11 protein-coding genes are annotated in these 13443 nt (G+C 55.2%); 6 read left to right on the forward strand and 5 right to left on the reverse strand.

Annotated features, from left to right (window positions below):
- Window positions 1–75 precede the first annotated feature (75 nt).
- On the forward strand, window positions 76–903 hold the full coding sequence (gene dkgA, locus ACT9TW_RS01345) for a 2,5-didehydrogluconate reductase DkgA (protein WP_182062458.1): 828 nt from the start codon (window positions 76–78) through the stop codon (window positions 901–903).
- A gap of 144 nt (window positions 904–1047) precedes the next feature.
- Window positions 1048–1530 (forward strand): lysozyme, encoded by a 483-nt coding sequence (locus ACT9TW_RS01350; RefSeq protein ID WP_446491487.1) that lies wholly within the window; start codon window positions 1048–1050, stop codon window positions 1528–1530.
- A 22-nt stretch (window positions 1531–1552) separates the two neighbouring features.
- Here the strand turns inward: ACT9TW_RS01350 and ACT9TW_RS01355 are convergent, their stop codons facing one another.
- Window positions 1553–3724 carry a YgiQ family radical SAM protein gene (locus ACT9TW_RS01355; protein ID WP_259349683.1) on the reverse strand — a complete coding sequence of 724 codons (2172 nt, stop codon included), beginning with the start codon at window positions 3722–3724 and terminating at the stop codon, window positions 1553–1555.
- A 202-nt stretch (window positions 3725–3926) separates the two neighbouring features.
- Between ACT9TW_RS01355 and ACT9TW_RS01360 the strand changes: the two genes are divergently transcribed.
- Window positions 3927–5402, forward strand: a complete 1476-nt coding sequence (locus ACT9TW_RS01360; protein ID WP_446491488.1) for a TrkH family potassium uptake protein — start codon at window positions 3927–3929, stop codon at window positions 5400–5402.
- A gap of 34 nt (window positions 5403–5436) precedes the next feature.
- Here ACT9TW_RS01360 and ftsP read toward each other — a convergent pair whose 3' ends face one another.
- The 4 genes from ftsP to ACT9TW_RS01380 all read right to left on the reverse strand — a co-directional run bounded on the left by ftsP (window position 5437) and on the right by ACT9TW_RS01380 (window position 10589).
- The gene (gene ftsP / locus ACT9TW_RS01365; protein ID WP_182062460.1) at window positions 5437–6849 is read right to left on the reverse strand and encodes a cell division protein FtsP; all 1413 of its coding nucleotides are present in this window, start codon (window positions 6847–6849) and stop codon (window positions 5437–5439) included.
- A gap of 58 nt (window positions 6850–6907) precedes the next feature.
- Complete coding sequence (plsC, locus tag ACT9TW_RS01370) at window positions 6908–7645, reverse strand: 1-acylglycerol-3-phosphate O-acyltransferase (protein WP_182062461.1); 738 nt, start codon at window positions 7643–7645, stop codon at window positions 6908–6910.
- 165 nt (window positions 7646–7810) lie between these two features.
- Window positions 7811–10069, reverse strand: coding sequence for a DNA topoisomerase IV subunit A (parC, locus tag ACT9TW_RS01375; protein WP_182062462.1), 2259 nt, complete (start codon window positions 10067–10069; stop codon window positions 7811–7813).
- A 118-nt stretch (window positions 10070–10187) separates the two neighbouring features.
- On the reverse strand, window positions 10188–10589 hold the full coding sequence (locus ACT9TW_RS01380) for a YgiW/YdeI family stress tolerance OB fold protein (RefSeq protein WP_014071765.1): 402 nt from the start codon (window positions 10587–10589) through the stop codon (window positions 10188–10190).
- 138 nt (window positions 10590–10727) lie between these two features.
- Between ACT9TW_RS01380 and qseB the strand changes: the two genes are divergently transcribed.
- The 3 genes from qseB (at window position 10728) to ACT9TW_RS01395 (ending at window position 13421) form a co-directional block, all read left to right on the forward strand.
- Window positions 10728–11387 carry a quorum sensing response regulator transcription factor QseB gene (qseB, locus tag ACT9TW_RS01385; protein ID WP_446491489.1) on the forward strand — a complete coding sequence of 220 codons (660 nt, stop codon included), beginning with the start codon at window positions 10728–10730 and terminating at the stop codon, window positions 11385–11387.
- Window positions 11384–12733, forward strand: coding sequence for a quorum sensing histidine kinase QseC (gene qseC / locus ACT9TW_RS01390; protein ID WP_446491490.1), 1350 nt, complete (start codon window positions 11384–11386; stop codon window positions 12731–12733). The genes qseB and qseC overlap by 4 nt, the downstream gene beginning before the upstream one ends.
- Window positions 12734–12839: 106 nt before the next feature.
- Window positions 12840–13421, forward strand: a complete 582-nt coding sequence (locus tag ACT9TW_RS01395; protein ID WP_446491491.1) for an NAD(P)H-dependent oxidoreductase — start codon at window positions 12840–12842, stop codon at window positions 13419–13421.
- Window positions 13422–13443 lie beyond the last annotated feature (22 nt).

Raw genomic sequence — 13443 nt, forward strand, 5'->3', positions numbered from 1 at the left:
ACATTTCGTCCAGACTTAATGCACACACGCCATCGGGGGTTCGCCCCCGATGGATGAGCAAATGAAGGAGGAAAAATGGCAAACCAAACCGTAATCAAGCTTCAGGACGGCAACGTGATGCCCCAGCTGGGGCTCGGTGTATGGAAAGCCGGTAACGACGAGGTCGTATCCGCCATTCATAAAGCACTGGAAGTCGGCTATCGCTCTATCGATACCGCCGCCGCGTACAAGAATGAAGACGGCGTGGGTAAAGCGCTTGCCACTGCAGGCGTCTCACGCGACGACCTTTTCATCACCACCAAACTGTGGAACGACGATCAAAAGCGCCCGCGTGAAGCGTTACAGGAAAGCCTGGATAAACTACGGCTTGATTTCGTCGATCTGTACTTGATGCACTGGCCCGTTCCGGCTATTGACCACTATGTTGAAGCCTGGGAAGGGATGATTGAGCTGCAAAAAATTGGGCTGGTGAAAAGTATCGGGGTCTGTAATTTCCAGGTTCACCATCTGCAACGTCTTATTGACGAAACGGGAGTGGTTCCGGTCATTAATCAGATTGAGTTGCACCCGCTGATGCAGCAGCGTCAGCTCCATTCCTGGAATGCCACGCACAAAATCCAGACCGAGTCCTGGAGCCCGTTGGCTCAGGGTGGTGAAGGCGTTTTCGATCAGAAAATTATCCGTGAACTGGCGGATAAATATGGCAAGAGCCCTGCGCAAATTGTCATCCGCTGGCATCTGGACAGTGGTCTGGTGGTTATCCCGAAATCGGTCACGCCAGCGCGCATCGCCGAGAACTTCGACGTCTGGGATTTCCGTCTGGACAAAGATGAATTGGGTGAAATTGCGAAGCTGGATCAGGGCAAGCGGCTTGGGCCGGACCCGGATCAGTTTGGCGGTTAATCTCTTCTCAACCCCGGCATCGCCCGGGGTTCTTTTTAACCTACCCGTCTTACTCCGCCGCAATTATTACAACTTTTTGCCTGGGGCGTAACCCAACCAGCGCTGTGTATAGTCTGTCAACATGATCACTTCGGAGATCGGGCTATGAGCAACATGCGGGTAGGTACGAGCGGTAAACTTTTGTTCAAAGAGTGGGAAGGTCTTATTCCCTATGAATATCTGGATTCGGGAGGGGCACCAACGATTGGTATCGGCCATCTGCTGACCCCTTCAGAACGGCGCTCGGGAAAGCTAACTATCGCGGGCGATACAGTGAGGTACAAGGACGAGCTCACAGAGAACCAGTGCTGGGCGTTACTGGATCAAGATCTTGATCCCGTTGAAGCCCTGATTAACAACAGCGTCCAGCAGATTCTGTCACAAAACCAATTCGACGCGCTGGTGTCATTTGCCTTTAACGTGGGTAACGGTGCTTTCCTGGACAGTACCTTGCTGAAGGTACTTAACAACGGAAACTTTGCTGGCGTTCCCGATCAGATGCGGCGCTGGGTTTACGACAATGGCAAAAAAGTACCGGGGCTGGTCAACCGCCGGGAAAAAGAGGTAGCGCTGTGGAATACCCCTTAGGGTATTCCACCGTCATTTTGCACTAAGCTTTACGCTTCACTGGCTTCTTCGCACTGGAATTGCCGTTCGAACGCTGATGCACAATCGGCGTGTGCTTGGTCAACGCCGGGCGCGTATTGCGGTTCTGACGACGTGCTTCGCGCATTTCATCAAGCGTCGGCGCGGGTACCAGACAGTCGCGACGCGAGCCGATCAGGTGTTTTTTACCCATATCTTCCAGCGCCTGACGGATCAGCGGCCAGTTAGCCGGATCGTGGTAACGCAGCAGCGCTTTATGCAGGCGACGCTGTTTATCCCCTTTCGGCACCACCACATCTTCACTCTTATAGCCAATCTTACTCAGCGGGTTCTTACCGGTGTAATACATGGTCGTTGAGTTTGCGAGCGGTGACGGATAGAAGTTCTGCACCTGATCCAGACGGAAGCGGCGTTGTTTTAGCCACAGCGCGAGGTTCACCATGTCTTCATCACGCGTACCAGGGTGCGCGGAGATAAAGTACGGGATCAGATACTGCTCTTTACCGGCCTGTTTCGAGTAAGTGTCGAACAGCTCTTTAAAGCGGTCATAGCTGCCCATGCCCGGCTTCATCATCTTGGACAGTGGGCCTTCTTCGGTGTGCTCCGGGGCAATCTTCAGGTAACCGCCAACGTGGTGCGTTGCCAGCTCTTTGATATAACGCGGATCTTCAACCGCGATGTCGTAACGCACACCGGAGGCGATCAGGATCTTCTTGATGCCTTTCAGGTCACGGGCGCGGCGATAGAGATTGATCGTCGGCTCGTGGTTGGTGTCCATATGCTCGCAAATGCTTGGGTAGACGCACGACAGACGGCGGCAGGTTTGCTCCGCACGCGGGGACTTACAGCGCAGCATATACATGTTGGCCGTTGGGCCGCCCAGATCGGAGATAACCCCGGTAAAGCCGGGTACGGTATCACGAATGGCTTCGATCTCGTTGACGATCGACTCTTCAGAGCGGCTCTGAATAATGCGGCCTTCGTGCTCGGTAATGGAGCAGAAGGAACAGCCACCGAAGCAGCCACGCATGATGTTGATCGAGAAGCGGATCATCTCATACGCCGGGATACGGCTGTTGCCATATGCCGGATGCGGAACACGCTTGTACGGCAGCGCAAAGACGCTGTCCATCTCTTCGGTCGACAGCGGGATGGCTGGCGGGTTAACCCAGATGTAACGCTCGCCGTGCTTTTGCATCAGCGCGCGGGCACAGCCCGGGTTGGTTTCATGGTGCAGAATACGCGAGGCGTGCGCATAGAGCACTTTGTCGCTTTTGACCTTCTCAAAGGACGGCAGCAGCACATAGGTCTTTTCCCACGGCTTTGGACGCGGCGGCTGCACGACAACGGCTTTAGCTTCGGCTTTTTTCGGCTCGACCGGTTTGTTATCCGCGCACGGCAAATCTTCACCGTACGGATGTGGGATAGGGTCTATTTTGCCCGGCATATCGATGATGCGGGAATCCACACCGCTCCAGCCTGGCAGTGCTTCTTTCACCATGATCGCAGTGTTACGCACGTCGCGGATCTCGCTGACCGGCTCACCCTGCGCCAGACGGTGCGCCACTTCTACCAGCGGACGTTCACCGTTACCGAAGATAAGCATGTCAGCTTTGGAATCCACCAGCACTGAACGACGCACGGTATCAGACCAGTAGTCATAGTGCGCGGTACGGCGCAGGCTTGCTTCGATGCCACCCAGGATGACCGGCACGTCTTTCCATGCTTCTTTGCATCGTTGGGTGTACACCAGCGTCGCGCGATCCGGGCGTTTGCCCGCCACGTTATCGGCGGTATAGGCATCGTCATGGCGCAGCTTACGGTCGGCAGTATAGCGGTTGATCATCGAGTCCATGTTGCCGGCGGTGACGCCGAAAAACAGGTTCGGTTTGCCGAGCGCCATAAACGCGTCTTTGCTGTTCCAGTCAGGCTGGGAGATGATCCCTACACGGAAGCCCTGTGCTTCGAGCATTCGGCCACAGATGGCCATCCCAAAGCTCGGGTGGTCGACATAGGCATCGCCCGTGACCAGAATGATGTCGCAGCTGTCCCAGCCCAGTTGGTCCATCTCTTCGCGGGACATCGGCAGAAACGGCGCCGGCCCAAAACAGGCTGCCCAGTACTGGGGCCAGGAGAAGAGGTCACGATCCGGCTGGATCAGGGAAATTGCGCTCATAATACTTCCGAAGAAAAAATAAACAAAAGGGCGGGGATTATACGCTGTTAATCTGCCAGAAATGAAGAAAAGGATGCAGGATCAAAACAGAAAATCATGGAAGATGTTAAATCCCAGCATATCCGTAGTTTTAGATCATAATATCCACTATATTTCTCCGGCATTGAACCTCAGAAACCCGTTACCTGGCTGGGAGTTGCCCGTGACGTCCAACGCTTCGTTAAACATATCCCAGTTGCGGGTTGTGCTTCACCTGTGCGGTTTTTTAGTTTGTCTTTACAGCCTCTCTATGCTGCCGCCGATGGTTATAGCCCTGCTGAATAAAGAGCGTAGCTATTTTACGTTTTTAATCACCTTTTTAGCTTTTTTCACTCTCGGTGGGTTCACCTGGCGTTCGACAAAACACGCCGGTATACAACTCCGCACCCGCGATGGTTTTGTGATTATTGTGCTGTTCTGGCTGCTGTTTTCATTGATTAGCGCCATGCCAATGTGGATGGATGACGGGTTACAGCTCTCCTTTGCCGATGCGCTTTTTGAAGGGGTTTCAGGGATCACCACAACCGGTGCAACCGTTGTTGGCGATGTCAGCGCCCTGCCCAAATCCTATCTTTATTATCGTGCCCAGCTTAATTTTATTGGTGGGTTAGGTGTTATCGTGCTGGCCGTTGCCGTCCTGCCTTTACTGGGGATCGGCGGCATGAAACTTTATCAGTCCGAGATGCCTGGTCCGTTTAAGGAGGAGCGTCTCACCCCGAGACTGGCAGATACCGCCCGCACCCTGTGGCTGACCTATTTAATTCTCGGTTTAACCTGCACCTTCGCCTACTGGCTGGCGGGGATGTCTTTTTTTGACGCGCTCTGCCACGGGCTTTCGACCGTGTCACTGGGTGGGTTCTCTACCCGCAGCGAGAGTATTGGCTTCTTCGACAGCCACGCGGTAGAGCTGGTTGCGGGCCTCTTTTCGCTGCTGTCAGCGTTTAACTTCACCCTCTGGTATGTCGTCATCACCAGACGAACGCTAAAGCCTATCCGTCACAGTCCGGAAGTGAAGTTTTTTCTGGTAGCGGCCACTATAGTGATAGCCATTACAGCCTGGCAGGTGTGGTTTGCGGGGATGTATAACGCCACCGACAGCCTTGTTCATGCTTTTTTCTTAGCCAGCTCGATGATGACAGATAATGGCCTTTCGACAGCGGATTACGCCAAATGGCCCCCTCATACTATCTTCCTGTTACTCAGCGCCAGCTTTTTTGGCGGCTGTGTAGGCTCTACCTGCGGCGGCATCAAGGCGCTGCGCTTTCTCATCATGTTCAAACAGTGTGCTCAGGAGCTGAAGCAGTTAGCCCACCCAAGAGCACTGCTCAGTATTAAAGTCGGTAAAAGCGTGGTCAATGAACGCGTCCTGCGCTCGGTATGGAGCTTCTTTTTCCTCTACGTGATGATTACCGGCTTATTCGTCTGGATGCTGAACCTGATGGGCTACGACCTGTTCACCTCATTTGCCACGGTGGCTGCCTGCATCAACAATATGGGGCTGGGATTTGGCGAGACGGCGTCGACATTTGGTACGCTGAAAGAAGGGGCGAAGCTGTTGATGTGCGCGGCGATGATATTAGGGCGTCTTGAAATTTACCCGGTACTGATCCTGTTTACGCGCTTTTTCTGGCGCACCTAAACTATTCCCGGCGAACCGGGAATAGTGGTTACGGTTACGGTGCCGGGTTTACCAGCATCTGCCCCACAGAACCCCTGTCCATCATTTCCAGCGTCTGGCTGTGGAACAGGAACGGGAAGTGCGGCCATGAAGGCTGACCGTAATAGACCAGCAGTTCAACCTGGCCATCCACCCAGACGGTATCCTTCCAGCCCCTGTCTTCCGGGAACGGCATCGCGCCATTCACGTTACGGATCAGGAAGTTCACCCCTTCAATATGGAACGACTGTGGCATGTCTGAACGCACGGTCCAGCGTTCCCATGTTCCCTGCTGGGCAGTGATATCAATGCGGTTAACATCCCACAGCGCGCCGTTGATGCCCGGATCGCTACCCAGACTGATATCACGGCTACGCACGGGCGAACCACTCATGATCTCCTGCGGAAGCAAACGCATTGGCAGGGTATCGGTCACCAGCGGCAGCAGGCCGGTAGGACGCAGGGTCAACACCAGGGTCGACACCAGAATGCTTGAGGGTTCAAAGAACCCACGGATGCGATCCACAATGCTCGCCGCTTCACCGCAGGTGACCGACACTTCATCCCCGTTGGTCATATCAATGAGGATTTCACGACGTTCACCCGGCGACAGCGCCAGCTGTTTGACAGCAACCGGTGCAGGTAAAAAGCCCTGATCGCCCGAAATCACATGTAACGCGCGGCCATCGCTCATTTGCAGCTGATAGCGGCGTGAGTTGGAGGCATTCAGCAAACGCAGCCGCACCCAACCGCGAGACACTTCGACATACGGACTTTGCGCGCCATTAACCAGCAAGGTATCGCCGACAAAGCCACCGCTGCCCGGCTCGCTGTACTCAGGCGTGCCGAAATTATCCAGGCGTTTATCCTGGATAATGACCGGGAAATCATCCACACCGTAATGGTTCGGGATCGGCAGCGATTTGCTGATGTCATCTTCCACCAGCCACATCCCGGCCAGGCCGTTGTAAACCTGCTGCCCGGTGCGGTTAGGGGTATTGGCGTGATACCACAGCGTTGCGGCATTTTGACGAATCGGCAGCACCGGCGCCCAGTCAGCGTTAGGTGACATCATGCGTGCCGCGCCGCCAATCAGCGGCCCTGGCACCTGCAATCCGCTGATGGTCATGGCCACCTTTTCAGACGTGCGGTTGCTGTAGATCAGCTTAACGTCATCACCATTCCACACGCGAATGGTTGGCCCTAGATAGCGCCCGTTGATCCCCCAGACCGGCGCGCGCGTGCCCTGGGTAAAAGACCAGTGGCTACGCTGTAGCGTCAGGAATAGCGGTTGCCCGCGACGGGATTCCAGCAACGGCGGAATGGGCAGCGGCGGTTGCTGCCCGGCGGCGTTGGCTGTCGACGGAATCGCACCCGCACAAAGGGCAATCCCCGAAGCCTGAATAAACTGACGCCGACTGAGTGACATATAAGCTCCATCTGAAACGACTAACAACGCGGGAATTCGTTTTCCCTTTCACGCCGGATTAAATTTTACCGGCGGCTTCTCTCTCTGCGACTTCTTTGTCGAGCAGTGCAATATGCTGAGCCATCAGTTCACGGCAGTGTGCCGCCAGCTCACGTACCTGATCTTTGCCGTATTTGCTGGTGTCTACCGGCGGCAGCATTTCGACAATCACCAACCCATTATTCAGGCGATTAAGATTAATCTTATTAGATGTATTGGAAACACACACAGGAATAATTGGAACGCCTGCCGCAATTGCAGCATGAAACGCACCGGTTTTAAACGGCAGCAAGCCGCGACCACGGCTGCGCGTCCCTTCCGGGAACATCCAGATGGAGATTTTGCGTTTTTTAAAGTGATTCACCATTTCCCCAATGGTGCTGTGCGCTTTCGCACGGTTGTTACGATCGATGAGCAGGTTACCGGTCAGCCAGTACAGCTGGCCGAAAAACGGGATCCACAGCAGGCTCTTTTTACCCACCGTCACCGTCGGTGGCAGGACGATGTTAGCAGCCGTCACCATATCGTAGTTGTTCTGATGGTTAGCGATATAAATGGCGTTACCGAAGTTTTCTGCGCCTTCCGGCAGGCGTTTTTCCACTTTCAGGCCAAACAGCGGCGCAAGGCGACCGAACATGTGACCGAAGGTCGAGACATGCTTCGGGTTACGCGGGCTGAACAGGCAGTAAATAGAGCCGAAAATACAGACCAGAATGCAGTAGATAACGGTAAGAATTAAACGAACAATGAATAGCATAGCGACCTCTGAAGCCCCAACAGCTGACAATTATACTTCACCTGTGGCCAGGTAAGGACTTTATTACGAGCGCGTATTGTTAATCGCAACGCACGAATTAACAACGTTTTTACGGGAAATTTTAATGAAATACCCCCTCCGGAACGGAGGGGGATGGGTACGGGATTACTCTTCGCTGTCGCCCGCGTGGCTTCGCGCCGGAGAGTCAATCTCTACGCGATCGATACGCTGTAGCCCGCGCATCAGTGAGCCACGGCGACCGCGCTCACCCACCACTTTCTGCAACTCTTCCGGGCGGAGCTTAATTTTACGTTTACCCACGTGGATGGTGAGCGTGCTCTGCGGCGGCAGAATGAACAGGTGCGCCAGGCCATCTTCGCCTTTTGCCGCTTCCGCCGACGGGATGTTAATGATCTTATTGCCCTTCCCTTTCGACAACTCCGGCAGGTCGCTGACCGGGAACATCAGCATTCGGCCCGCGGTAGTGATCGCCAGCAGCATGTCGCTTTCGTTTTCAATCACCAGCGGCGGCATAACGTGGGCGTTATCCGGCAGGGTGATGAGCGCTTTACCGGCACGGTTGCGCGCTACGAGGTCGTTAAAGGTACAGATAAAACCGTAACCCGCGTCAGAGGCCATCAGCAATTTCTGCTCGTCGGCTTCCATCAGCATATGGTCAACGGTGGCACCCGGCGGCAGCGTCAGCTTGCCGGTTAACGGCTCGCCCTGCCCGCGCGCAGAAGGCAGCGTAATCGGGTCGATAGCGTAGCTGCGGCCCGTGGAGTCAATAAAGGCGACCGGCTGGTTGCTCTTGCCTTTCACCGCGGCTTTAAAGCTGTCGCCCGCTTTGTAGCTCAGCCCTGGCGCATCGATATCGTGACCTTTGGCGCTACGCACCCAGCCACTCTGAGAGAGAACGATAGTGACAGGCTCAGACGGCTGCATGTCGTGCTCGTTCATGGCCTTCGCTTCTTCGCGCTCGTGCAGCGGAGAACGACGGTCATCGCCAAAGGCCTCGGCATCGGCCTGAAGCTCTTTCTTCAGCAGGTTGTTCATCTTGCGTTCGGACGCCAGAATCGCCTGCAACTGATCGCGCTCTTTTTCCAGCTCGTTCTGCTCACCGCGAATTTTCATCTCTTCCAGTTTGGCGAGATGGCGCAGTTTCAGTTCGAGGATGGCTTCGGCCTGGGTTTCGCTGATCCCAAAGCGCGACATCAGCGCGGGTTTCGGTTCGTCCTCAGTACGAATGATCTCAATCACTTCGTCGATGTTGAGGAACGCCACCAGCAAACCTTCGAGGATATGCAGGCGCTTGAGCACTTTCTCCAGACGATGATTCAGACGGCGGCGAACCGTATCGCGGCGGAACGTCAGCCACTCGGTCAGGATCTCCAGCAGGTTTTTCACCGCCGGACGCCCGTCCAGGCCAATCATGTTCAGGTTGATACGGTAGCTTTTTTCCAGATCGGTGGTGGCGAACAAGTGGTGCATGACCTGCTCCATGTCCACGCGGTTAGAGCGCGGTACGATCACCAGACGGGTTGGGTTTTCGTGGTCGGATTCATCGCGCAGGTCGTCCACCATCGGCAGCTTTTTATTGCGCATCTGAGCCGCAATCTGCTCCAGCACTTTCGCCCCGGACACCTGATGTGGCAGTGCGGTAATCACCACCGCGCCATCTTCTTTCGTCCACACCGCACGCATACGCACGGAGCCGCGACCGTTCTGATAGATTTTGCGGATTTCCGCACGTGAGGTGATGATTTCAGCTTCGGTCGGGTAGTCCGGCCCCTGCACGATATCCAGCACGTCATCCAGCGTGGTTTTCGGCTGTTCAATCAGAGTGATGGCGGCTTTTGCCACTTCGCGCAGGTTATGCGGCGGGATGTCCGTCGCCATCCCCACGGCAATACCGGTGGTGCCGTTCAGCAGGATGTTCGGCAGGCGCGCAGGCAGCATTTTCGGCTCCTGCATCGTGCCGTCAAAGTTTGGTACCCAGTCAACGGTTCCCTGACCCAGCTCGCCCAGCAGCACTTCGGCGTATTTAGACAGGCGGGATTCGGTATAACGCATCGCTGCGAATGACTTAGGATCGTCCGGCGCACCCCAGTTCCCCTGGCCGTCTACCAGCGGGTAGCGGTAAGAGAACGGCTGTGCCATCAGCACCATCGCTTCGTAACAGGCGCTGTCGCCGTGCGGATGGTATTTACCGAGTACGTCACCCACGGTACGGGCGGATTTTTTGAACTTAGCGCTGGCACTCAGGCCCAGTTCAGACATTGCATAGACGATGCGTCGTTGAACGGGTTTCAGGCCATCACCGATAAACGGCAACGCCCTGTCCATGATGACGTACATGGAGTAGTTCAGGTAGGCGTTTTCCGTGAATTCATGTAGCGCGAGGCGCTCTGCCATATCGCTCATTAAATGTGATTCCTCAACTCAGAAACCTGCCGGTTTCAGGCAATATTGCCGCAGATACTACCCTATCTGGCGTGTTGAGTCACAAAGAAAAAGGGCCAGGTATGTGGCCCTTTTCGGGTTATTTATTCAGCCTGGTAACCTGCTTCACGTCGATTTCGAAATCGTTCCACTCTTTATCGACCTTACCCTGGATCTCCACTTTATCCTGCGGGCTGACCGTCACGCCGTTCCAGCGTTTGTGGTCGATTTCCACATTGACGGTGCCGGTTTCATCGCGGAAGGTATAGCGGTCATCAGACAGGCGCTGCGTGATGTTCCCGCGCAGTTTCACCCAGCTATCGTCCTTCATCTCTTTAACTTTCAGCGCGGTGGTGAGGTTGGCGTCGTTATCAATAAAACCGCCCTGCTGAGTTTGCGTCTTCGCGGTGGTGGCCGTTGGGCCAGTAAAGCCCCCTTCTGCCGCAAAGAGCGGAGCCGTGGTCATCATCATGATGGCAGCAATAGCAGCGAATTTTTTCATTTTATCTCTCCCTTTAATGTCGGTTCGCAGTCCATTAAACAGGGTAATCCTTAACAACTTCTTAAGGGGAAAATTTATTTATTATTGCTGTACAGCAGGCTTGCCCAGAGGGTTTACTGGCGTTATCAAGGAGGGAATATGCGCATCTTACTAGTAGAAGACGACAGGCTGATTGGCGATGGCCTTAAAGCCGGGCTGACGAAAATGGGCTTTAGTGTGGACTGGTTTACCGAGGGTAAAACGGGCAAAGCCGCGCTGTACGCAGCCCCCTACGATGCCGTGGTGCTCGACCTGACGCTGCCGGAAATCGACGGTCTTGATATCCTGCGTGAATGGCGTGAAAACGGCCGCAGCGAGCCGGTGCTGATTTTAACAGCGCGGGATGCGCTCAACCAGCGGGTTGAAGGCCTGCGTCTTGGCGCAGATGACTATCTCTGCAAACCCTTCGCCCTGGTAGAAGTGGCAGCACGGCTTGAAGCGCTGGTACGCCGCAGCCACGGTCAGGCGCGCAGTGAACTGCGCCACGGCAGCGTGGTGCTTGATCCCACAAGCCTGATTGCCACACGCAACGGCGAAACTCTGGCGCTCAAACCCAAAGAGTTCGCGCTGCTGGAACTGCTGATGCGCAACGCCGGGCGCGTGCTGCCGCGCAAACTTATCGAAGAGAAGCTCTACAACTGGGACGATGATGTCTCCAGCAATACCGTGGAAGTTCACGTCCATCATCTGCGCCGCAAGCTCGGCACTGATTTTATCCGCACGGTGCACGGCATCGGCTACACCCTGGGTGACGCATGAAACTGACTCAACGTCTGAGCCTGAAACTGCGCCTGACGCTCCTCTTTTTATTGCTGTCGCTGACGGCGTGGTTTGCCGCCAGCGTGGTGGCCTGGCAGCAGACCTCGCACAAGCTCGATAAGCTGTTCGATACGCAACAAATGCTGTTTGCCAAACGGCTGTTGACCATGAATTTGGACGAGATCCATGCACCAGAACGGATGCGTGAGCTCCCGAAAAAGGCCAAACATGGCCGCCTGGACGATGATGCTCTGGCTTTCGCTATCTACTCCCCCGACGGAAAAATGCTGCTGAATGATGGTGAAAATGGCCGTGATATTCCGTATCACTATCGCCGCGAGGGGTTCGACAACGGGCGACTGAAAGACGATAACGACGCGTGGCGTTTTTTATGGCTCACCGCGCCAGACGGCAAATACCGGGTGGTGGTCGGCCAGGAGCGGGAATACCGTCAGGAGATGGCGCTGGATATCGTCAGTTCGCAGCTTATCCCGTGGATAGTGGCACTACCCGTCATGCTGCTGTTGCTTATCGTGCTGCTGAGTCGGGAACTGAAGCCGCTGAAAAATCTGGCGCAAACCCTACGCTCACGCTCGCCGGATGCCACCGACAAGCTGCCGACCGGCGGCGTGCCGACCGAAGTTCGCCCGCTGCTTGATGCGCTCAATCATCTGTTCATGCGCACCCAGGAGATGATGAGCCGTGAACGCCGTTTTACGTCTGATGCCGCTCACGAACTGCGTAGCCCGCTCACTGCGCTGAAAGTCCACACCGATGTGGCGCAGCTTTCCCTGGATGACCCGCAGTTGCAGGCTAACGCCCTGGCGCAGCTGCACGCGGGGATCGACCGGGCATCGCGCCTGGTGGATCAGCTTCTGACGCTATCGCGCCTGGATTCTCTGGAAAACCTGGATGACGTTGAAACCCTGCCGATGGCCGATGTGCTGCAATCCGCCGTGATGGATTGTTATCATCCTGCGCAGCAGGCAGGCATCGACGTGCGGCTTCAGGTCAATGCCCCGCAGACCACGCATACCGGGCAGCAGCTTTTGCTCAGCCTGCTGGTGCGTAATCTGCTGGACAACGCCGTGCGTTACAGTCCGCGCGGCAGCGTGGTGAACGTTACGCTCGACGCCCGCAGCTTTACCGTGCGTGATAACGGGCCGGGGATTACACCCGATGCGCTGGCGCGGATCGGCGAGCGCTTTTACCGCCCGCCGGGGCAGACTGAAACGGGCAGCGGCCTGGGGTTATCTATCGTGAAGCGTATTGCTGCGCTGCACGGGATGCACGTCACTCTGGATAATGCACCGGAAGGCGGATGTGAAGTAAAGGTGAGCTGGTAGCCGCATTATTGCTTCTCAGGCAAAAGACTTTGCACATTTTGCTCATTTTATCGCTTCGCCCTCGCGCGTAGAATTGTTGCCAGCATTGCATTAACGAGGACAAACAATGAGCAACATCCTGATTATCAACGGCGCGAAAGAGTTCGCGCACTCTAAAGGCCAACTGAATGACACCCTGACCGAGGTCGCGGACGGTTTCCTGCGCGACGCCGGGCATGATGTTAAAGTTGTACGCGCTGACAGCGACTATGACATCAAAGCAGAAGTGCAGAATTTCCTGTGGGCGGATGTGATCGTCTGGCAGATGCCAGGCTGGTGGATGGGCGCACCGTGGACGGTGAAAAAGTACATGGATGACGTGTTCACTGAAGGTCACGGTTCACTGTATGCCAGCGACGGTCGTACCCGTTCAGATGCGGCTAAAAAATACGGTTCTGGCGGTCTGATTCAGGGCAAAAAATACATGCTCTCCCTGACCTGGAATGCACCAATGGAAGCATTTACCGAAAATGACCAGTTCTTTGAAGGCGTGGGCGTAGACGGTGCATATCTGCCGTTCCACAAAGCAAACCAGTTCCTGGGGATGGACCCACTGCCGACCTTTATCGTCAATGACGTAATTAAAATGCCGGACGTCCCGCGCTATATCGCAGAATATCGCAAGCATCTCGGCGAGATTTTTGCTTAACTGGTAGCCTGGAATTAGAAGG

The organism is Enterobacter sp. C4G1 (genome assembly GCF_052886895.1).

What these genes read in the sequence shown, in the direction of transcription:
- dkgA (WP_182062458.1), top strand. Translation starts at nt 76, where the DNA reads ATGGCAAACCAAACCGTAATCAAGCTTCAGGACGGCAACGTGATGCCC.
- ACT9TW_RS01350 (WP_446491487.1), top strand. Translation starts at nt 1,048, where the DNA reads ATGAGCAACATGCGGGTAGGTACGAGCGGTAAACTTTTGTTCAAAGAG.
- ACT9TW_RS01355 (WP_259349683.1), bottom strand. Translation starts at nt 3,724, where the DNA reads ATGAGCGCAATTTCCCTGATCCAGCCGGATCGTGACCTCTTCTCCTGG.
- ftsP (WP_182062460.1), bottom strand. Translation starts at nt 6,849, where the DNA reads ATGTCACTCAGTCGGCGTCAGTTTATTCAGGCTTCGGGGATTGCCCTT.
- plsC (WP_182062461.1), bottom strand. Translation starts at nt 7,645, where the DNA reads ATGCTATTCATTGTTCGTTTAATTCTTACCGTTATCTACTGCATTCTG.
- parC (WP_182062462.1), bottom strand. Translation starts at nt 10,069, where the DNA reads ATGAGCGATATGGCAGAGCGCCTCGCGCTACATGAATTCACGGAAAAC.
- ACT9TW_RS01380 (WP_014071765.1), bottom strand. Translation starts at nt 10,589, where the DNA reads ATGAAAAAATTCGCTGCTATTGCTGCCATCATGATGATGACCACGGCT.
- qseB (WP_446491489.1), top strand. Translation starts at nt 10,728, where the DNA reads ATGCGCATCTTACTAGTAGAAGACGACAGGCTGATTGGCGATGGCCTT.
- qseC (WP_446491490.1), top strand. Translation starts at nt 11,384, where the DNA reads ATGAAACTGACTCAACGTCTGAGCCTGAAACTGCGCCTGACGCTCCTC.
- ACT9TW_RS01395 (WP_446491491.1), top strand. Translation starts at nt 12,840, where the DNA reads ATGAGCAACATCCTGATTATCAACGGCGCGAAAGAGTTCGCGCACTCT.